Raw genomic sequence first — 17,670 nt, 5'->3', positions numbered from 1 at the left:
GCCAAGTCAGGCAGGCCCCTGCCCGCGCAGCTGACGACCGTCGCCCACCACGATGTACTTCTCGCACGTCAGGCCTTCAAGACCGACCGGGCCACGCGCGTGAATCTTGTCGGTGGAAATCCCGATTTCAGCACCAAGGCCGTATTCGAAGCCATCCGCAAAACTGGTCGGCGCGTTGATCATCACCGAACTGGAATCGACTTCGGCCATGAAACGACGGGTCTGAGCCTGAGAGTCGGAGATGATTGCGTCGCTGTGGTGCGAGCCGTAGTGGTTGATGTGTTCGATGGCCTGATCCAGCCCGGTCACGATGCGGATCGAGAGGATCGGGGCCAGGTATTCGGTGTGCCAGTCTTCTTCGGTTGCGGGGATGGCTTCAATCAGCTCACGGGTGCGCTCGCAACCGCGCAGTTCGACGCCTTTCTCGCGGAACTGGGCAGCCATTTGCGGCAGGAAATCAGCGGCGATGGCCTGATCGACCAGCAGCGTTTCCATCGCACCGCAGATGCCGTAGCGATAGGTCTTGGCGTTGAATGCAATGCGCTGGGCGGCCGCGAGGTCTGCGTGGGCACTGACGTAGACGTGGCAGATGCCATCCAGGTGTTTGATGACCGGTACTTTGGCATCGCGACTGACGCGCTCGATCAAACCCTTGCCGCCACGGGGAACGATGACGTCCACGTATTCCGGCATGGTGATCAGGGCGCCCACGGCAGCGCGGTCGGTGGTCTCGACGACTTGCACGACGGCGGCAGGCAGACCGGCTTCATCGAGACCGCGCTGGATGCAGGCGGCAATGGCACGGTTGGAGTGAATGGCTTCGGAGCCGCCGCGCAGGATGGTGGCGTTGCCGGACTTGAGGCACAGGCTGGCGGCGTCGATGGTCACGTTCGGACGCGACTCATAGATGATGCCGACCACGCCCAGTGGAACGCGCATCTTGCCGACCTGAATGCCCGAAGGCTGAAAGTTCATGTCACGAATAGTGCCGATCGGGTCCGGCAGACTGGCGACCTGACGCAAACCGGCGATCATGCTGTCGATGCGAGCCGGGGTCAGGGCGAGACGTTCAAGCAGAGCGGGTTCCAGACCGTTGGCGCGACCAGCCGCCAGATCCTGCTCATTGGCAGCGGTCAGTTCGTCGCGTGCAGCATCCAGCGCAGCGGCGGTGGCGGCCAGGGCGCGGTTTTTCTGCGCGGTGCTGGCGCGGCCGATCACGCGCGAAGCTTCGCGGGCGGCGCGACCCAGACGGGTCATGTAGTCAAGAACGGACTCAGTCATGGTCTCAGAGGTCTTGGCAGAGAAGAAAGCGGCCGATTATAGCTGTCGGGCGTGACGAACGACAGCGGCGACAGGCGGATGGTCGAAATAGGCCGGTTTTGTCGAAGGAATGCACTCGGTTTCCGGAGCTTCTGTGGGAACGATGAATGTGCGAGAACGGCGTGCAGCCATTCAGCTGCAATTAAGGCCGGGGTTGCTATCATCGCCAGCCACACCTTCACGTTGCCCGCCCATGCCCGATCACGCCCACCGCGCCTTGCCCGACCGCTTCTTCAACCGCGATGCCCAGACCCTCGCCCGCGATTTGCTGGGCAAGGTTGTTCGGCACAAGGTCGGCGAATTATGGCTGTCGGCACGCATCATAGAGACAGAGGCCTATTACCTGGAGGAAAAAGGCAGCCATGCGTCCTTGGGCTACACAGAAAAACGTAAGGCTTTGTTTCTGGATGGCGGCCACATCTATATGTATTACGCCAGGGGTGGCGATTCGCTGAACTTCAGCGCCGGGGGGCCAGGCAACGCCGTGCTGATCAAATCGGCCTATCCGTGGGTCGACGCCTTCTCCGATGAAAACAGCCTCGCGCAGATGCAGCTGAACAATCCCGACGCCAGCGGCAATCTGCGAGCACCCGAGCGTCTGTGCGCGGGACAGACGCTGCTGTGCAAGGCACTGGGTCTGAAAGTGCCGATGTGGGACGGCAAGCGCTTCGATCACGAGCAGATTTTCGTGGAAGACGTGAGCCAGCCGCCTGAGCGCATCATCCAGGCCACTCGCCTCGGGATTCCCTCCGGTCGAGACGAACACCTGATGTACCGCTTCGTGGATGCCGCGTACGCGCGTTTCTGCACGCGGAACCCGTTACGACGTGGCCAAGTCGAAGGCCGCGACTACTTGATCATCGAGCAAGGAAACTGACCCATGGGCTCATGGCTCGACGGCATTACCTCATGGCTGAGCGCCAACCCCTCCTGGCTGGGCGCAGCGGTCTTTCTCGTGTCGTTTCTCGAATGCATGGCCATTGCCGGAATCATCGTGCCCGGCACCGTCGCGCTGTTCGCGATCGCCGCGTTGGCGGGCGGTGGCATCCTGCCCCTGAGCGAAGCGCTGCTGCTGGGATTCCTCGGCGGTTTGCTGGGTGACTTCATTTCTTACTTTCTGGGGCGACGTTTCCACCAGAACATTCGACGGCTTCCTGGATTGAGGCACCACCCCGAATGGATCGCGGGGGCGGAGACCTACTTTCAGCGCTACGGCATCGCAAGCCTTCTGGTCGGTCGCTTCATTGGTCCATTGCGCCCCATGCTGCCGATGGTGGCCGGGATGTGCGACATGCCGTTCGTGCGCTTCGCGGCCGTCAGCGTCATCGCGGCGGCGGGCTGGTCGGTGGCGTACATCCTGCCCGGCTGGGCGACCGGGGCAGCCTTTCGCTTGCCGCTGCCGGAAGGCTTCTGGCCCGAGGCCGGCGTTGTCGCTGCCGCGCTGGCGGTGTCCCTGGGCGTCGCCATTCATGCCAGCGTGCAAGGCAAGCCCTACGCCATCCGGCTGATCGCCGTGCTCAGCTTGATCCTGCTGATCGCGGTGTTTCTCGGCTGGCCGTATCTGGCGCACCTCGACCAAGGCGTCATGACATTGGTGCAGGAGCATCGCAGCGCCGCCGCGGAAAACTTCGTGGTGCTGGTGACTGGCTTGGGGGATTTCAGAACCCAGTTTTGTGCAGCTGCCGTGCTGCTGCTCATTCTGGTGGCCACCCGCCAGTGGCGTCATGCGATCTTCGCCTGCTCGACGACGCTGGGTGCGGCCATCCTCAACCAGACCATGAAAAACACCTTCGCTCGTGCCCGCCCCGAGGTCCTGGCCGAGCCACTGGTGACGTACAGCATGCCCAGCGGACATGCCTCGGCTTCGTTTGCGCTGTTCATGACGCTGGCAGTGCTGGCGGGTCGCGGGCAACCGGCGCGATTGCGATTGACGTGGCTGGCGCTGGGGGTGATCCCGGCGGCGTCGATTTGCGTGTCGCGGGTTTATCTGGGCGTGCACTGGCCTACGGATGTGCTGGCGGGGATGCTGCTGGCGTTTTTCACCTGCGCGACGAGCCTGGCGTTCGTGCAGAACAAACAGTCGTTGCCTGCGCTGCCGTTGCGGGTGTGGTGGTTGATATTGCCAGCGATAGTCCTGGTGTTAGGTGGGTTTGCGGCGCATTCGCTGACCCATGGGTTGGTCAGGTACGAATACTGACGCACCGCTGAACATGTAGGAGTGAGCTTGCTCGCGATCAGGTGTGGCAGGCACAGATGTATTGAATGACCTGCCGTCACCGCGAGCAAGCTCACTCCCACAGGGGAGTGCATGCAAGTCAGGCTTGCATATCCCCCTGCATCTCATCGAGCAGGTCCTGAATCGCGTCGAGCCGCTCTTCGGCGTCGTCTATTTCCAGCAGTTCGATCTTGTCTTCTTCCGCGAACGGCAGCAGGTACGCCAACTGGTTCGACAATGATTGCTGCCCACTGGCCGTGAGCCCCATGTTCAATGCCGCCACCATCGGATGTTCGGCCAGAGCGGCCAGCAACGCGACCAGATCGTCATCTTCTTCCTGCAACGGCTTGTCCTGGGGCTCTTCCAGCCACTCGACGTCCGCCAACAACAGGTTGTCGCGCTGGGCCTCGGCGCTGACAACGCGGAAACGTCGACCGCCCACTACGCGAATGCCCAGCAAGCCGTTGTTCTGCTGTTGAAAGTCAGTCACCAGTGCTTCGCAACCGACCTGCGAGAATCCTTCAGGCACGTCACCGACTTCACTGCCCTCGGTGATGCACACCACGCCGAAGCCTTCACCCTGCTTCATGCAGCGGCTGATCATGTCCAGGTAGCGCGCCTCGAAAATCTGCAAATCGAGTACACACCCCGGAAAGAGCACGGCGTTCAGCGGAAACAGCGGCAACGACATAGATCTATCCTCAAGCACCCATCTTCAAGCAACCAGAGACACCGCCAGCGGCAGGAACAGCGCCGTGGCGACACCCATCAAACTCATGGCGAGCGCCGCAAAGGCCCCGCACTCTTCGCCTTCCTGCAATGCGGCCGAGGTGCCAACCGCATGCGCCGTCAGCCCCAACGCCATGCCTCTCGCTTCCGGGCTTTGCACGCCCGCGAGGGTCAGCAGGCCCGGGCCGAATATGCCTCCAATGACGCCGGTGATCAACACGAAAACCGCTGCCAGCGCCGCCACGCCGCCGATCTGCTCGGCCACCAGCATGGCGATCGGCGAGGTGACCGACTTCGGCGCCATGGTCATCAGGATCATGTGATTGGCGCCCAGCCCCCACCCGATCATCAGGCACAAACCGGTCGCCACCACGCCGCCAATCACCAGCGTAGTCAAGACCGGCCAGAACAACTGCCGAATCCGCCGCAGATTCAAGTACAACGGCACCGCCAGCGCCACCGTGGCGGGGCCGAGCAGGATGCTGAGGATTTCAGTGCTTTTACGGTATTCAACGTATTCCAGGCCGCAACCGACCAGCACGCCGATGACAACGATCATCGACACCAGCACCGGCTGCAAAAAGACCCAGCGGGTTTTCTCATAACCCGCCAGCACCAGCTGATAGGCCCCCAGGGTGATCGCGATGCCGAACAGCGGGTGGTGAATCACTGACAGCCAGGCGCCTTGCCAATCCAGACTCATGATGGCTCCCGGCGCGCGGACTGGCGGTCAATGAGTTTCTGCATCAGCCAGCCCGCAAACGTGAGCGAGATCATTAACGACAACACCAGCGACCCTACAATGGCCCAGAAATCGTCAGCGATCTGACTGGCGTAGACCATGACGCCCACGGCGGGCGGCACCAGCAACAAAGGCAAATAGCGCAGCAGACTACTGGCGGCGAGACTGATGGGTTCGCTGACCTCACCCCGGATCATCAGGTAAGTCATCAACAGCACCAGACCGATGATCGGACCCGGCAGTATCGACAGAAACAAATGATTCAACGCGGTTCCCACCAACTGGAACAGCACCAGCCATGTCAGGCCTCTCAACAACATAAAAAACTCCAGCCAATTCGCGGCAACATTATAAGCACGCCGCCCACCGGCCTATGAGACGGTATTCGCGGGGTGCAGGATTCTTGACCAACCTCGGGCGGCGTGCTGATCTTTAGCCCGGAGCACAGCATCCCTGTAGGAGTGAGCTTGCTCGCGATAACGGAACATCTTTCGACGGATGCTTCACAACCGGACGGCCATCGCGAGCAAGCTCACTTCTACAAAATCAGCTGCGACGCTTAGAGAGTGAAGCAATAAAAGCGCCGGTCGCCGCGTCAGATTGAAAAACACCACCGATCCACAAGGAGAGTATCGATGCCCTATGTACCCGTTGCAGAACTGAAAGACTATGAAGGCAAGGAACTGGGAAGTTCCGACTGGCTGCTGATCGACCAGGCGCGCATCAACCTGTTCGCCGAAGCCACTGGCGACTTTCAGTTCATTCATGTCGATCCGGTCAAGGCCGCGCAGACGCCGTTTGGGTCGACCATCGCCCACGGTTTCCTCTCACTCTCGCTGATGCCGAAACTGATGGAGTCGCTGCTGGTGATGCCCGAAGGCATGAAAATGGCGGTGAACTATGGGCTGGACAGCGTTCGGTTCATTCAGCCAGTGAAAGTCGACTCGCGCGTTCGTCTAAAAGTTAGCCTCGCTGAAGTCACCGAGAAGAAGCCCGGCCAATGGCTGCTCAAAGCCACCGCAACGCTGGAAATCGAAGGTCAGGACAAGCCCGCCTTCATCGCTGAACCGCTGTCGCTCTGCTTCGTATAAACCTCACAAAACATGAAACAGTCGTAACTGACTGTTTCATGACGCTTCCCGGCTGCGGCATACTCGGCGCGGCTGTGTGAGCGACTGGACACAAGTTCCGGTCCGATCACGCCGAAATACCTCTTTTTCGGGATTTACCATGCGCGCGCTTGCCCCCCTGGCACTGACCCTTCTGATTACCGCATGCGGTGACGGCGAATCGATATTGCCGCCTGACGCACGCCTGCCCGATGGCGGTCGCTATCGCGGCGAGGTGATCAATGGCGTATTGCAAGGCAAGGGCCGCATCGACTACCCGAACGGCAGCTGGTACGCCGGGGAGTTCAGGAACGGTCAGTGGAACGGCCAGGGCGAGTGGCACGCCAGCAACGGCGACGTCTATAAAGGCGGCTTTCAGGACGGCCTGTTTCAAGGTCCGGGCCAGTTGACCACCAGCGCGGGCAGCTACGTCGGCGGCTACAAACTGGGGCGCCGTGACGGCGAAGGCACGCTCAAAGAGCACGGCATGAGCTATCGCGGTCAGTTCAAGGCCGACCTGTACGACGGGCCGGGTCATCTCGTGCTGGAAGACGGCAGCGAATATCAAGGCGAATTCGCCCACGGTAAACCCAACGGCGAAGGCCAGCGTAGCGATGCCGCCGGGAATCAGTTCAGCGGCAAGTTCGTCAACGGTCAGTTGCAGGGCGTCGGCAACTTCACCAGCGCCGATGGCGACCAGTACGTCGGTGGCTTCCACGACAACCAATTGAACGGACGCGGCCGCTACGAAAACGCCGATGGCGACGTGTGGTCCGGGCAGTTCAAGGATGGCGCCTTTTCGGGCAAGGGCGAGTTGATCGGCGCTGACGGCACCAACTATCAGGGTCAGTTTCAAAATTGGCGTTTCGCGGGCGAAGGCCGTTTGCAGCTCCCTGACGGCAGCGTCTACGTGGGCCGATTCGACAACGACAACTACCAAGGCTCAGGCGTGCTGACCTCGGCGGACGGCAGTGTACAAAGCGGCACCTGGTCCAACGGCCAGCGCGTGCGCGATGCCATGGGCAAGCTGCTGCCCGATCCTCTGGAAACGGGATTGCTGGCCCAAGGCCCGCTTTTGGACAAAACCCTGGCGGCGGTTCCGGCCTCGACACCTGCCGTCGAGCTGTACAGCCTGGTGGTGGGCGGTGACGGGAAGCAGAGCGTGTTCATGCGCGAAGCCGATTACGTCAACAAACTGCTGGCCTCCCGCTTCGGCGCATTTGGGCAGATCGAGCTGGTCAACCACCGCGACCACATGGCCGACCGTCCAATGGCCACCCGCGAGAACATCTCCCGCGCCGTGCAAACCCTCGCGCAGCGCAGCGGCCCTGAAGACTTGATCTTCATTTACCTCACCAGCCACGGCACCCACGAGCACGAACTGGTGCTGGATCAGCCGCGACTGGAGCTGTCGGACTTGCCTGCGAACGAAATGGCAGGGCTCTTGGCCCCGTTGAAGAATCGCGACAAGGTGGTTGTCGTGTCGGCCTGCTATTCCGGCGGCTTCATCCCCGCGATCAAAGACGACAAAACCATGGTCATCACAGCCTCACGGGAAGATCGCGTGTCGTTTGGCTGCTCGGAAGAGGCCGATTTCACGTACTTCGGCGAAGCGTTGTTCGGCAAGGCATTGGTGGAAACCGACGATTTGCAACAGGCCTTCGACAGCGCCAAAGCCATCGTCGCGCAGCGGGAAATCGAAGAAAACTTCGAAGCCTCCGAACCGCAGATCTGGGCGCCAAAAGGCGTCATCGCCCACTGGCAGAAGCTGCGCAAAAGCCAGGCAGAGCGGGCGTTGAACACTGTCAAACGTTAACGGTCAGGCAGTCTGGATGAATATTTCACGGCTTTTGTGAAACCAGCCCGGTCGCTGCGCAGTCTGTTGCGTTAGAGCGCCTATGCTTGTGGCGTATCAAGGGAGAACGACCATGTACTTGACGCCGCAACACATCCTGCTTGCCGGAGCGACGGGTTTGACGGGGGAACACTTGCTCGACCGTCTGCTCGCCGAACCCACTGTCAGCCGTGTATTGGCCCCCAGCCGCAGACCGCTGGCTGAGCATCCCCACTTGGAAAACCCTGTCGGTGATTTCACCTCGCTGCTGGCCCAATTGGGCGGCCGGGTCGATATCGCCTTTTGCTGTCTCGGCAGCACGATCAAGCAGGCCGGTTCGCAAGACGCGTTCCGCGCGGTGGACATGGACATGGTCGTCGCTTTCGGCAAACGCGCCCGCGAACTCGGCGCGCGTCATTTGCTGGTGATCAGCGCGGTAAATGCCGACCCTGAATCGAGCATTTTCTACAGCCGTGTAAAAGGCGAAATGGAAGAAGCGCTCAAGGACCAGGACTGGCCGCAACTGACCATCGCCCGCCCTTCGCTGTTGATTGGCGAACGTGAGGATCAGCGTCTGGTGGAACAACTGGCGGCGCCCATCGCCAAGTTGATTCCGGGCAAATACGGCGGCATCGAAGCGTGCAATCTGGCTCGCGCGCTGTGGCGGCTGGCGCTGGAAGAACAGGATGGGGTGCGGATTGTGGAGTCGGATGAATTGCGGCGGTTGGGCAAATAACTGCGCCCTTATCAAAGCACGCACATCACCCTGTGGGAGCGAATTCATTCTGGGCGGCATCCCGACGAGGGGCCGGTACATCCGTTAGAGACTCATTGGACGTCAAACCGTCTCGCGAATGAATTCGCTCCCACAGGTCATCCGCAGGCCAACAGCAGAACTACAACCCGCCCGTCGCCCCATACCCCACGCCCAGCGCCGTCAGCACTGACAACGGCAACAGCACGGTGTCCAGCAACGCACTGCCGGGCAGGTCCAGCATCGGGTATTCCGGGGCTTCGGCGCCGAACCGGTCCTTTTCGCAGCACCCGCCTTTAATCGCGTACAGGTCCAGCCGAGTGCCGGAATACACCACCGGCGCGCCCGGTTGATTGGCGTCCAGCGTGCGAACGGTCGAGCAGCCGGTGGCCATGACCAACCCGAGGGTGAGGACAAACAGTTTCTTATTCATCGGCGCCAAAGTGATGCTCGCCCCAACGCGGCAGCATGTCTTGAGGAATGTTCAGCAGATTGAGAATCCGCGCCACGACAAAATCCACCAGATCATCGATTGTCTGCGGCTGGTGATAGAAGCCAGGCGACGCAGGAAGAATCACCGCGCCCATGTTCGACAGCTTGAGCATGTTCTCCAGGTGAATGCTGGAAAACGGCGCCTCGCGAGGCACCAGAATCAGTTGGCGACGTTCCTTCAGCGTCACGTCGGCCGCGCGTTCGATCAGGTTGTTGCAGGCGCCGGTGGCGATGGCCGACAACGTGCCGGTCGAACACGGCACCACGACCATCGCAGCAGGCGAACCCGAGCCAGACGCCACCGGCGACATCCAGTCTTCCTTGCCATACACGCGAATCTGACCGTCGGCCGCGCCGGTGTATTCGGTCAGGAACGCCTGCATCATTTGCGGCTTGGGCGGCAGCGTGACGTCGGTTTCAGTCGCCATTACCAGCTGCGCCGCCTTGGAAATCAGGAAGTGCACTTCGCGGTCTTCCCGCACCAGGCAATCCAGCAAACGCAGTCCGTATTGCGCGCCGGACGCGCCGGTCATCGCTAGCGTGATGCGCTCCGGGCCGCTCATTTCAGCGCCTCGGCCAGTTTGCCATGCAGGCCGCCGAAGCCGCCGTTGCTCATGATCACCACGTGAGTGCCGGGCTGAGCCTGGCTCTTCACGCGCTCGATGATGGCGTTTAGCGTGTCGCAGACGACCGACGGGGTTGTGCACAGCGCAGCGGTCGCCGCCAGGTCCCAGCCCAGATTGGCCGGGGCGTACCAGACCACCTGATCAGCCTGATCGACGCTTTCTGGCAAGCCGTCGCGATGCGCGCCAAGCTTCATGGAGTTGGAGCGGGGCTCGACGATGGCGATGATCGGCGCGTCGCCGACTTTCTTGCGCAGGCCGTCCAGCGTGGTGGCGATAGCAGTCGGATGGTGAGCAAAGTCGTCATAAATGGTGATGCCGCGCACCTCGGCGACTTTCTCCATTCGGCGCTTCACGCTCTTGAACGCGCTCAGGGCCTCGACGCCTTGCTGCGGCACGACGCCGACATGGCGCGCGGCCGCCAATGTTGCCAAGGCATTCGCCACGTTGTGCTGGCCGGTCATGCCCCAATCGACCACGCCTTGCGCGACACCTTCGAACAGCACTTCGAATTTCGAGCCGTCTTCGCTGAGCAGCTTCGCCTGCCACTGACCGCCCTGCCCGGTGGTTTGCACCGGCGTCCAGCAGCCCATCTTGATCACACGTTCGAGGGCTGGCTCAGTGGTCGGATGAATAACCAAGCCTTCGCTCGGGATCGTGCGCACCAAGTGGTGAAATTGACGCTCGATGGCGGGCAAATCCGGGAAGATGTCAGCGTGATCGAACTCAAGATTATTGAGGATTGCGGTGCGCGGGCCGTAGTGGACAAACTTTGAGCGTTTGTCGAAGAAGGCGCTGTCGTATTCGTCGGCTTCGACCACGAAAAATGGCGTGTCCCCCAGACGGGCGGACACCGAAAAATTCTGCGGCACGCCGCCAATCAAAAAGCCCGGCGCCATGCCCGAATGCTCCAACACCCAGGCAAGCATGCTGCTGGTGGTGGTCTTGCCGTGGGTGCCTGCAACCGCCAACACCCAGCGACCGCGCAGCACGTGATCAGCCAGCCATTGCGGGCCGGAAACGTACGGCAGACCCTTGTTCAGAACGTATTCCACAGCCGGGTTGCCCCGCGACATGGCGTTGCCGACCACCACCAGATCAGGCGCGGGATCGAGGTGGGATGGGTCGTAACCCTGCATCAACTCGATGCCCTGCGCTTCGAGCTGTGTGCTCATCGGCGGATAGACGTTGGCGTCGGAGCCCGTGACTTTATGGCCCAGATCCTTGGCGAGCACCGCCAGCGACCCCATGAACGTGCCGCAAATACCCAGAATATGAATGTGCATGACCAACCTCTTAAAACATGGGCGCAGGTTAGCGTAGAAGGTGGGCAGCGCGCACGGGGCAATTGAGTCGAGACAGGATCGCCGAACGCATATCCGGGCCGAATTCATTTGCGATGCGATATGGCCGCCGATGAACCCCCGTCGTTTGTGCCGACGTCTCGCGAATGAATTCGCTGCCACAGTGGTTTGTTGTACGCCTCGCTAACGTGAGATCCCATGCTTGCGCAGCTTTCTATATAGGGTATTGCGGCTCACGCCCAGCTCCTGCGCCGCGTGGGTCATGTGCCAGCGTTGGGCTTCGAGGGTGGCGATGAGGGCTGAACGCTCGGCGCAGTCCAGCGGAGATTCGGGGGTGTCGTCAGTTTCAGCCTTCGTTTGTACAACGGCTTGCCGAATGACCGCAGGCAGATCTTCAAAGCCAATGACATCGTCTTCGCACAACGCCGCCAACGTCCTCAACACATTGCGCATTTGCCGCACGTTGCCTGGCCAGCTGAAGCCCAGCAGAGCCTCCCTCGCCTCGGCCTCTATCTGAACCGGATGACCGCCCGCCTCTTCTTCCAGCAAGAAATCGAGCAACTGTGCTTTGTCACTCCGTTCACGCAAAGACGGCAAGGCGATTTCCAGGCCGTTCAGGCGGTAATAAAGGTCTTCTCGAAAGCTGCCGTCTTCCACGCGCCCCAGCAGATTCCGGTGGGTGGCGCTGATGATTCTTACATCGACAGGCTGCGGCTCGCCGCCAATTGGCACCACCAGCCGATCTTCCAGCACCCTCAGCAGGCGCGTTTGCAGCGCCACGGGCATATCGCCAATTTCATCGAGAAACAGCGTGCCGCCATCCGCCTGCTGCAGCTTGCCGCGCATGCCTTCCTTGCGTGCCCCGGTGAAGCTGCCGCCGCGATACCCGAACAGCTCGCTTTCGATCAGGCTTTCCGGGATCGCTGCGCAGTTCAATGCCACGAAAGGTTTGTCCGAACGCTGACTCGCCTGATGCACCGCCTTCGCAAACGCCTCTTTGCCGGAGCCGGTTTCGCCATTGATCAACAGCGGCACGTCCCGTTCGAAGACCTTCAATGCCCGACGAAAGTGAGTTCGCAGGCCTTCGTCTCCCAGACAAATTCCGCTCAATGCAGGTTGCTCGACGGCTTTGTTCACAACAGGCGCCGACAGCACTTTCAGCTCAGGCCGAGATTGCCCACGCAACACGGCGAAGAATCCGCGCCCATCCCGCGTACGCAACGGCCAACTGGCCGCCGCATCGGGTGCCGCACGGCTCATCAGTTCGTCGAGAGAACAATCGAACAGCGCCTCCACCGGCTGACCGATCAGATCGGTACGGGCCAGACTCAACAGGTTCAAGGCACTCTGATTCAACGCGCTGACCCGTCCCTCGCCATCGAACGCCAGCAGACCTTCACTGAACAGCCCGACCGATCCGGCCTGCAAATGAAAACGCAGCAGCCACTGATCATCGAAATGGCGCAGGAAATAATTGCCTTCAATCATCTTCGCGGACAGGTTCACCAGCGCCATGGTGTGAAATTGGCTTTGTCGCGAGACGTCGTGCCGCGCTGACGAAACGTCGAGAACAGCGAGCAATTCGCCATGGGGATCGAACACCGGGCTGGCGGAGCAGGTCAGGCCGGTGTGACGACCGCGGAAATGCTCGTCGCGATGAATGGTCACCGATTGCCGCTCCACCAGACAGGTGCCGATGCCGTTGGTGCCTTCTCGCGCTTCGCTCCAGTCCGCCCCGAGCCAAAGGCCTGCACGCTCGAAAATCTTGCGCTCGCCCGGCTCGGTCACGCAATTGAGGATCACGCCCCGCGCATCGGTCAGCAGCACGGCATTACCGCCCGAGAGTTGCTGATGCAGGCTGTTCATCTCGCCGCCCGCGATGGTCAGCACCTGCTGCAAACGCTCGCGACTTTCCAGCACACGGGCGTGTTCCAGAACCGTCGGCGCCATCGCCTGGGCAGGATCGAGGTGATAGTCCTCAAGGCAACGTACCCAAGAGCGGGCGATGGAGGGGTCGGCGCCAGGGCCGTAACGATGGTGGGATTTGCCCTGGGCGACTGTCAGAACTTGCTGGGCGTGGCGAGCGAAATGATTGCTGTGCATTTTTATTCTTCTTCCAAGGTGAGCGCTTGGGGAGTTGCGAACCAGCATCCTCCTCGCCCGAAGCCATTGCAATGCTTCCAAAGGCGCAAACCCCTCGGCTGTCCCACATTCGATACAAAGTGTCACGCATGCTGTGCCGCAATCGAAACAGGAAGCGCCACCAAGCCACTGATTTTCCGACCAAACCCTTATAAACCGGGCACCAGACGGCAATGGCCCGCGCTTTGCTCTACGCTTTCCATAAGCGCAAGCAGCGCGTTATCCCCACACAATCACAAGAGCAAGGAGATATTCACCATGCGTTATGCCCATCCCGGTACTGAAGGCTCGATCGTTACCTTCAAGTCCCAATACGGCAATTACATCGGTGGCGAATTCGTGCCGCCGGTCAAAGGCCAGTACTTTGAAAACACCTCGCCCATCACCGGCAAGCTGATCGCAACCTTTCCTCGCTCCACTGCCGAAGACATCGACAAAGCCCTGGATGCCGCCCACGCCGCTGCCGATGCGTGGGGCAAGACGTCCGTTCAGGAACGCTCGCTGACCCTGCTGAAAATCGCCGACCGCATCGAGCAGAACCTCGAACTGCTGGCCGTGACCGAAACCTGGGACAACGGCAAGGCCGTGCGCGAAACCCTCAACGCCGACATCCCGCTGGCGGTCGATCACTTCCGTTATTTCGCGGGTGTTCTGCGTGCGCAAGAAGGCACCGCTGCTGAGATCGACGGCAACACCGTGGCCTACCATATTCATGAACCGCTGGGCGTGGTCGGTCAGATCATCCCGTGGAACTTCCCGCTGCTGATGGCCGCCTGGAAACTCGCGCCAGCCCTGGCCGCCGGTAACTGCATCGTGCTCAAGCCTGCCGAGCAAACCCCGCTGGGCATCGCGGTGCTGATGGAGCTGATCGGCGACCTGCTGCCAAAAGGCGTGCTCAACGTGGTGCAAGGCTATGGCCGCGAAGCCGGTGAAGCCCTGGCCAGCAGCAAACGCATTGCCAAAATTGCCTTCACTGGCTCGACGCCAGTGGGTTCGCACATCATGAAACTGGCGGCAGACAGCATCATCCCGTCCACCGTGGAGCTGGGCGGCAAATCGCCAAACATCTATTTCGAAGACGTGATGAAGGCCGAACCGGAATTCATCGACAAAGCCGCTGAAGGCGTGGTGCTGGCGTTCTTCAACCAGGGCGAAGTCTGCACCTGCCCTTCCCGCTGCCTGGTTCAGGAGTCGATCTACCCGCAGTTCATGGAAGTGGTGATGAAGAAGGTCCTGAAGATCAAACGTGGCGACCCGCTGGACACCGAGACCATGGTCGGTGCACAGGCGTCGCAGCAGCAGTTCGACAAGATCCTTTCTTACCTCGAAATCGCTCAGGGCGAAGGTGCCGAGTTGTTGACCGGTGGTAAGGTCGAGAAGCTGGAAGGCTCGCTTGCGACCGGCTACTACATCCAGCCGACGCTGCTCAAAGGCAACAACGCCATGCGCGTGTTCCAGGAAGAAATCTTTGGCCCAGTGGTCAGCGTGACCACCTTCAAGGATGAAGAAGAAGCCATTGCCATCGCCAACGACACTGAGTTTGGCCTGGGCGCTGGCGTGTGGACCCGCGACATCAACCGCGCCTACCGCGTGGGCCGCGCCATCAAGGCCGGTCGCGTGTGGACCAACTGCTACCACCTGTACCCCGCACACGCTGCGTTCGGCGGTTACAAAAAATCCGGCGTCGGCCGCGAGACCCACAAAGTCGCGCTTGAGCACTACCAACAGACCAAAAACCTGCTGGTGAGCTACGACATCAACCCGCTGGGCTTCTTCTGATTCGGCGATAGCGCTTCAAATGACGGCCTCTTCTGAGGCCGTTTTTTATCACGCCGCGTCACTCTCCTGTGGGCGCGAATTCATTCGCGAAAGGGCGGTACAGTCGATAAACCTCCATCGGCCAAACAATTTTTCGCGAATGAATTCGCTCCCACAGGGATCTATGGGCCCCGCCCACTCCCGCTTTTGGATTGCGCTTTCTAAACCGCTTAGGCACAGTCCAGATCGTCTGTCCCCGTGCCAGGCGCGTCCTCCCCCTTTCATGAATTGCAAATGAAGCTGAGGCCCAACCATGCGGATCATCCAAGCCACCCTGGAGCACCTGGACCTGTTGACCCCGTTGTTCGTCAAATACCGTGAGTTTTACGGCGAACACCCCTTCCCTGATTCCTCCCGCGACTTTCTGCAAAAACGCCTGAGCCGCGACGAGTCGGTGATTTACCTCGCGCTGCCAGATGATGACGACAGCAAGCTGCTGGGCTTCTGTCAGCTGTACCCGAGTTATTCCTCCCTGTCCCTCAAACGCGTCTGGATCTTGAATGACATCTACGTCGCCGAAGACGCCCGCCGTCAGTTGGTCGCCGATCACCTGATGCAAAAAGCCAAGAAAATGGCCCGGGAAACCCAAGCTGTGCGCATGCGCGTGTCCACCAGCGCGAACAACGAAGTGGCGCAAAAGGTGTACGAGTCGATCGGTTTCAAGGAAGACACGCAGTTCAAGAACTACACCTTGCCGATTAATTGAAGGGTTGTGCTGCCCCTGTAGCAGTCCGGCTTGCCGGCAGTGGCGTGAATGGACCTTCTCCGAAGGCTCACCGCCTCTTATCTCTGTAGGAGTGAGCTTGCTCGCGATTGCGATCTGTCAGATTGAAGTGCAGTAGCCGGTAAACCGCCATCGCGAGCAAGCTCACTCCTACAGGGCCTCATATCCCATCGCTACCAAATGTTTCGATCTGCATAAGGCGCTCGGCAACATCCCGTTTCTTCCCTCTATAATGCCGCCCCACATCAGCAGTACTTATCGACCTCGCACGTGACCCGGTCCGGGTCTCTCAATCAGGTGCCGTACATGGATTTCAACCCGCTTGACCTCATTCTTCATCTCGACGTCTACCTCGACATGCTGGTGACTAACTACGGGACTTGGGTCTACGCGATCCTGTTCCTGGTGATTTTTTGTGAGACGGGCCTTGTGGTCACCCCATTCTTGCCGGGCGATTCACTGCTGTTCATCGCTGGCGCCGTTGCAGCGGGTGGCGGCCTGGACCCTGTTCTGCTGGCCTGCCTGCTGATGGCGGCTGCGATCATCGGCGACAGCACCAACTACGTGATCGGCCGCACGGTCGGCGACAAACTGTTCAAAAACCCTAACTCGAAGATTTTCCGCCGCGACTATCTGACCAAGACACACGAATTCTACGAACGCCATGGCGGCAAGACCGTTACCCTTGCGCGGTTCCTGCCGATCATCCGCACTTTTGCCCCCTTCGTCGCAGGCCTGGGCAAAATGCACTATTTCCGTTTCCTGGGATTCAGCGTGCTGGGTTCGATCCTCTGGGTCGGCAGTCTGGTCACGCTGGGCTACTTCTTCGGCAACATCCCCTTCATCAAGAAAAACCTGACCCTGTTGGTGCTCGCGATCATCCTGATCTCGCTGCTGCCGATGATCATTGGCCTGATCCGCAGCCGCCGGGGCAACTCCGCCGCCGCACGCTAAACAACCATGTGGTCATTGGGCGGTTGGCTCAAACGCCGCACCCTGGCGCGGAACCCGATTGATCCGGACCTGTGGGACCGGGTCCGTCAGCGCTTGCCGATCCTCGACGGCCTGACCGCTGAAGAGGATCGTTACCTGCTCGACAGCTGCGTGCTGTTTCTCCACGCCAAACACCTCACCGCGCTGGAAGGCGTCGAGCTGGACGATGAGTCGCGCCTGTTCCTGGCCGCTCAGGCGCAATTGCCACTGCTGGCGTTGGGGGATTTGAACTGGTATCAGGGCTTTCACGAAATCGTCCTGTACGGCGACGATTTCATCAGCCCGCAGCGGCATCGCGACGCCAGCGGCATTGAACACGAGTGGGATGGCGAACACAGCGGCGAAGCCTGGTCGCAAGGCCCGGTGATTCTTGCATGGCCGGGTGTGCTGTCGAGTGGCGGCTGGGAGGCCTACAACCTGGTCATCCACGAGCTGGCGCACAAGCTCGACATGCTCAACGGCGACGCCAATGGTCATCCGCCTCTACACAACGACATGCGCGTCGCCGACTGGGCGCGCGTGATGCAAGCCGCGTTCGATGACATGAACCGCCAGCTGGACGCCAACCCGGACACGGAAACCGCCATTGACCCTTACGCGGCCGAAAACCCTGCCGAGTTTTTTGCCGTCACCAGCGAATACTTCTTCAGTGCGCCGGACTTGCTGGTTGAGGCCTACCCCGAGGTCTACGCCCAACTCAAGGCCTTCTATCGGCAGGACCCTCTGGTACGACTTATGGCGCTTTCAGCTGGCACTTAAGTCGCAAACGCCGGTCTATCAGGCTTGTCACAACGTCCGGAAGACGCCCGCCACGCGTGGCATCGCTTCCGGAATGTGCCTATAATCCGGGCCACTTTTGGCGCTGGACGCC

The 17,670-nt window shown here is 60.5% G+C and carries 17 protein-coding genes; 9 read left to right on the top strand and 8 right to left on the bottom strand.

What is annotated here, in order from left to right; genetic code table 11:
* Window positions 1–6 precede the first annotated feature (6 nt).
* Window positions 7–1,281 carry a glutamate-5-semialdehyde dehydrogenase gene (locus GVN17_RS22555; protein WP_166597474.1) on the bottom strand — a complete coding sequence of 425 codons (1,275 nt, stop codon included), beginning with the start codon at window positions 1,279–1,281 and terminating at the stop codon, window positions 7–9.
* A gap of 232 nt (window positions 1,282–1,513) precedes the next feature.
* Here GVN17_RS22555 and GVN17_RS22550 point away from each other — a divergent pair, with 232 nt between their 5' ends.
* Both GVN17_RS22550 and GVN17_RS22545 read left to right on the top strand, forming a co-directional pair.
* Window positions 1,514–2,197: a DNA-3-methyladenine glycosylase gene (locus GVN17_RS22550; RefSeq protein WP_166597473.1), complete on the top strand. Its 684-nt coding sequence runs from the start codon at window positions 1,514–1,516 to the stop codon at window positions 2,195–2,197.
* A gap of 3 nt (window positions 2,198–2,200) precedes the next feature.
* Entirely contained in the window at window positions 2,201–3,517 is a 1,317-nt protein-coding gene (locus GVN17_RS22545; protein WP_166597472.1) for a bifunctional DedA family/phosphatase PAP2 family protein, read from the top strand.
* Window positions 3,518–3,635: 118 nt separating this feature from the next.
* On the opposite strand, the gene GVN17_RS22540 is transcribed toward GVN17_RS22545, so the two are convergent.
* From GVN17_RS22540 to GVN17_RS22530, 3 genes are read right to left on the bottom strand one after another with little or no spacing between them, the layout of a single operon-like run.
* A complete protein-coding gene (locus GVN17_RS22540) occupies window positions 3,636–4,226 on the bottom strand; it encodes an LON peptidase substrate-binding domain-containing protein (protein WP_166597471.1) in 591 nt (196 codons plus the stop codon).
* Between the two features lie 24 nt (window positions 4,227–4,250).
* The gene (locus GVN17_RS22535; RefSeq protein ID WP_166597470.1) at window positions 4,251–4,967 is read right to left on the bottom strand and encodes an LrgB family protein; all 717 of its coding nucleotides are present in this window, start codon (window positions 4,965–4,967) and stop codon (window positions 4,251–4,253) included.
* Entirely contained in the window at window positions 4,964–5,326 is a 363-nt protein-coding gene (locus GVN17_RS22530; protein ID WP_166597469.1) for a CidA/LrgA family protein, read from the bottom strand. Before GVN17_RS22530 ends, GVN17_RS22535 begins: the two co-directional genes overlap by 4 nt.
* Before the next feature lie 315 nt (window positions 5,327–5,641).
* Here GVN17_RS22530 and GVN17_RS22525 point away from each other — a divergent pair, with 315 nt between their 5' ends.
* The 3 genes from GVN17_RS22525 (at window position 5,642) to GVN17_RS22515 (ending at window position 8,685) form a co-directional block, all read left to right on the top strand.
* The gene (locus GVN17_RS22525) at window positions 5,642–6,097 is read left to right on the top strand and encodes a MaoC family dehydratase (RefSeq protein ID WP_166597468.1); all 456 of its coding nucleotides are present in this window, start codon (window positions 5,642–5,644) and stop codon (window positions 6,095–6,097) included.
* A 139-nt stretch (window positions 6,098–6,236) separates the two neighbouring features.
* Entirely contained in the window at window positions 6,237–7,931 is a 1,695-nt protein-coding gene (locus GVN17_RS22520) for a C13 family peptidase (RefSeq protein ID WP_166597467.1), read from the top strand.
* 112 nt (window positions 7,932–8,043) lie between these two features.
* Complete coding sequence (locus GVN17_RS22515) at window positions 8,044–8,685, top strand: oxidoreductase (protein WP_166597466.1); 642 nt, start codon at window positions 8,044–8,046, stop codon at window positions 8,683–8,685.
* Between the two features lie 160 nt (window positions 8,686–8,845).
* On the opposite strand, the gene GVN17_RS22510 is transcribed toward GVN17_RS22515, so the two are convergent.
* From GVN17_RS22510 to GVN17_RS22495, 4 genes are all read right to left on the bottom strand, one after another.
* The gene (locus GVN17_RS22510) at window positions 8,846–9,136 is read right to left on the bottom strand and encodes a YceK/YidQ family lipoprotein (RefSeq protein WP_166597465.1); all 291 of its coding nucleotides are present in this window, start codon (window positions 9,134–9,136) and stop codon (window positions 8,846–8,848) included.
* Window positions 9,129–9,758, bottom strand: coding sequence for a flavin prenyltransferase UbiX (gene ubiX / locus GVN17_RS22505; RefSeq protein WP_166597464.1), 630 nt, complete (start codon window positions 9,756–9,758; stop codon window positions 9,129–9,131). Before ubiX ends, GVN17_RS22510 begins: the two co-directional genes overlap by 8 nt.
* Window positions 9,755–11,104, bottom strand: a complete 1,350-nt coding sequence (gene mpl / locus GVN17_RS22500) for a UDP-N-acetylmuramate:L-alanyl-gamma-D-glutamyl-meso-diaminopimelate ligase (protein ID WP_166597463.1) — start codon at window positions 11,102–11,104, stop codon at window positions 9,755–9,757. Before mpl ends, ubiX begins: the two co-directional genes overlap by 4 nt.
* A 201-nt stretch (window positions 11,105–11,305) precedes the next feature.
* Window positions 11,306–13,225 (bottom strand): sigma-54-dependent Fis family transcriptional regulator, encoded by a 1,920-nt coding sequence (locus tag GVN17_RS22495; protein WP_166597462.1) that lies wholly within the window; start codon window positions 13,223–13,225, stop codon window positions 11,306–11,308.
* A 297-nt stretch (window positions 13,226–13,522) separates the two neighbouring features.
* On the opposite strand from GVN17_RS22495, the gene GVN17_RS22490 reads away from it, so the two are divergent.
* The 4 genes from GVN17_RS22490 to GVN17_RS22475 all read left to right on the top strand — a co-directional run bounded on the left by GVN17_RS22490 (window position 13,523) and on the right by GVN17_RS22475 (window position 17,558).
* Window positions 13,523–15,043 (top strand): aldehyde dehydrogenase family protein, encoded by a 1,521-nt coding sequence (locus GVN17_RS22490; protein WP_166597461.1) that lies wholly within the window; start codon window positions 13,523–13,525, stop codon window positions 15,041–15,043.
* Window positions 15,044–15,335: 292 nt separating this feature from the next.
* Window positions 15,336–15,788 (top strand): N-acetyltransferase, encoded by a 453-nt coding sequence (locus GVN17_RS22485; protein ID WP_166597460.1) that lies wholly within the window; start codon window positions 15,336–15,338, stop codon window positions 15,786–15,788.
* A 324-nt stretch (window positions 15,789–16,112) separates the two neighbouring features.
* Entirely contained in the window at window positions 16,113–16,760 is a 648-nt protein-coding gene (locus GVN17_RS22480) for a DedA family protein (protein WP_166597459.1), read from the top strand.
* A gap of 6 nt (window positions 16,761–16,766) precedes the next feature.
* Window positions 16,767–17,558 carry a zinc-dependent peptidase gene (locus GVN17_RS22475; protein ID WP_166597458.1) on the top strand — a complete coding sequence of 264 codons (792 nt, stop codon included), beginning with the start codon at window positions 16,767–16,769 and terminating at the stop codon, window positions 17,556–17,558.
* Window positions 17,559–17,670 lie beyond the last annotated feature (112 nt).

Origin of the sequence: Pseudomonas sp. SLFW (assembly GCF_009905615.1) — a bacterium.
Taxonomy (GTDB): domain Bacteria; phylum Pseudomonadota; class Gammaproteobacteria; order Pseudomonadales; family Pseudomonadaceae; genus Aquipseudomonas; species Aquipseudomonas bambusae.
Note: the sequence above shows the minus strand (reverse complement) of the source record. Positions and strands in the feature narration are given on the sequence as shown.

Bases quoted from the DNA above. Each gene is read 5' to 3' on its own strand.
- ubiX (WP_166597464.1), bottom strand. From the start codon at position 9,758: ATGAGCGGCCCGGAGCGCATCACGCTAGCGATGACCGGCGCGTCCGGC.
- GVN17_RS22485 (WP_166597460.1), top strand. From the start codon at position 15,336: ATGCGGATCATCCAAGCCACCCTGGAGCACCTGGACCTGTTGACCCCG.
- GVN17_RS22480 (WP_166597459.1), top strand. From the start codon at position 16,113: ATGGATTTCAACCCGCTTGACCTCATTCTTCATCTCGACGTCTACCTC.
- GVN17_RS22555 (WP_166597474.1), bottom strand. From the start codon at position 1,281: ATGACTGAGTCCGTTCTTGACTACATGACCCGTCTGGGTCGCGCCGCC.
- GVN17_RS22525 (WP_166597468.1), top strand. From the start codon at position 5,642: ATGCCCTATGTACCCGTTGCAGAACTGAAAGACTATGAAGGCAAGGAA.
- GVN17_RS22495 (WP_166597462.1), bottom strand. From the start codon at position 13,225: ATGCACAGCAATCATTTCGCTCGCCACGCCCAGCAAGTTCTGACAGTC.
- GVN17_RS22530 (WP_166597469.1), bottom strand. From the start codon at position 5,326: ATGTTGTTGAGAGGCCTGACATGGCTGGTGCTGTTCCAGTTGGTGGGA.
- GVN17_RS22490 (WP_166597461.1), top strand. From the start codon at position 13,523: ATGCGTTATGCCCATCCCGGTACTGAAGGCTCGATCGTTACCTTCAAG.
- GVN17_RS22535 (WP_166597470.1), bottom strand. From the start codon at position 4,967: ATGAGTCTGGATTGGCAAGGCGCCTGGCTGTCAGTGATTCACCACCCG.
- mpl (WP_166597463.1), bottom strand. From the start codon at position 11,104: ATGCACATTCATATTCTGGGTATTTGCGGCACGTTCATGGGGTCGCTG.
- GVN17_RS22545 (WP_166597472.1), top strand. From the start codon at position 2,201: ATGGGCTCATGGCTCGACGGCATTACCTCATGGCTGAGCGCCAACCCC.
- GVN17_RS22510 (WP_166597465.1), bottom strand. From the start codon at position 9,136: ATGAATAAGAAACTGTTTGTCCTCACCCTCGGGTTGGTCATGGCCACC.
- GVN17_RS22550 (WP_166597473.1), top strand. From the start codon at position 1,514: ATGCCCGATCACGCCCACCGCGCCTTGCCCGACCGCTTCTTCAACCGC.
- GVN17_RS22475 (WP_166597458.1), top strand. From the start codon at position 16,767: ATGTGGTCATTGGGCGGTTGGCTCAAACGCCGCACCCTGGCGCGGAAC.
- GVN17_RS22540 (WP_166597471.1), bottom strand. From the start codon at position 4,226: ATGTCGTTGCCGCTGTTTCCGCTGAACGCCGTGCTCTTTCCGGGGTGT.
- GVN17_RS22515 (WP_166597466.1), top strand. From the start codon at position 8,044: ATGTACTTGACGCCGCAACACATCCTGCTTGCCGGAGCGACGGGTTTG.
- GVN17_RS22520 (WP_166597467.1), top strand. From the start codon at position 6,237: ATGCGCGCGCTTGCCCCCCTGGCACTGACCCTTCTGATTACCGCATGC.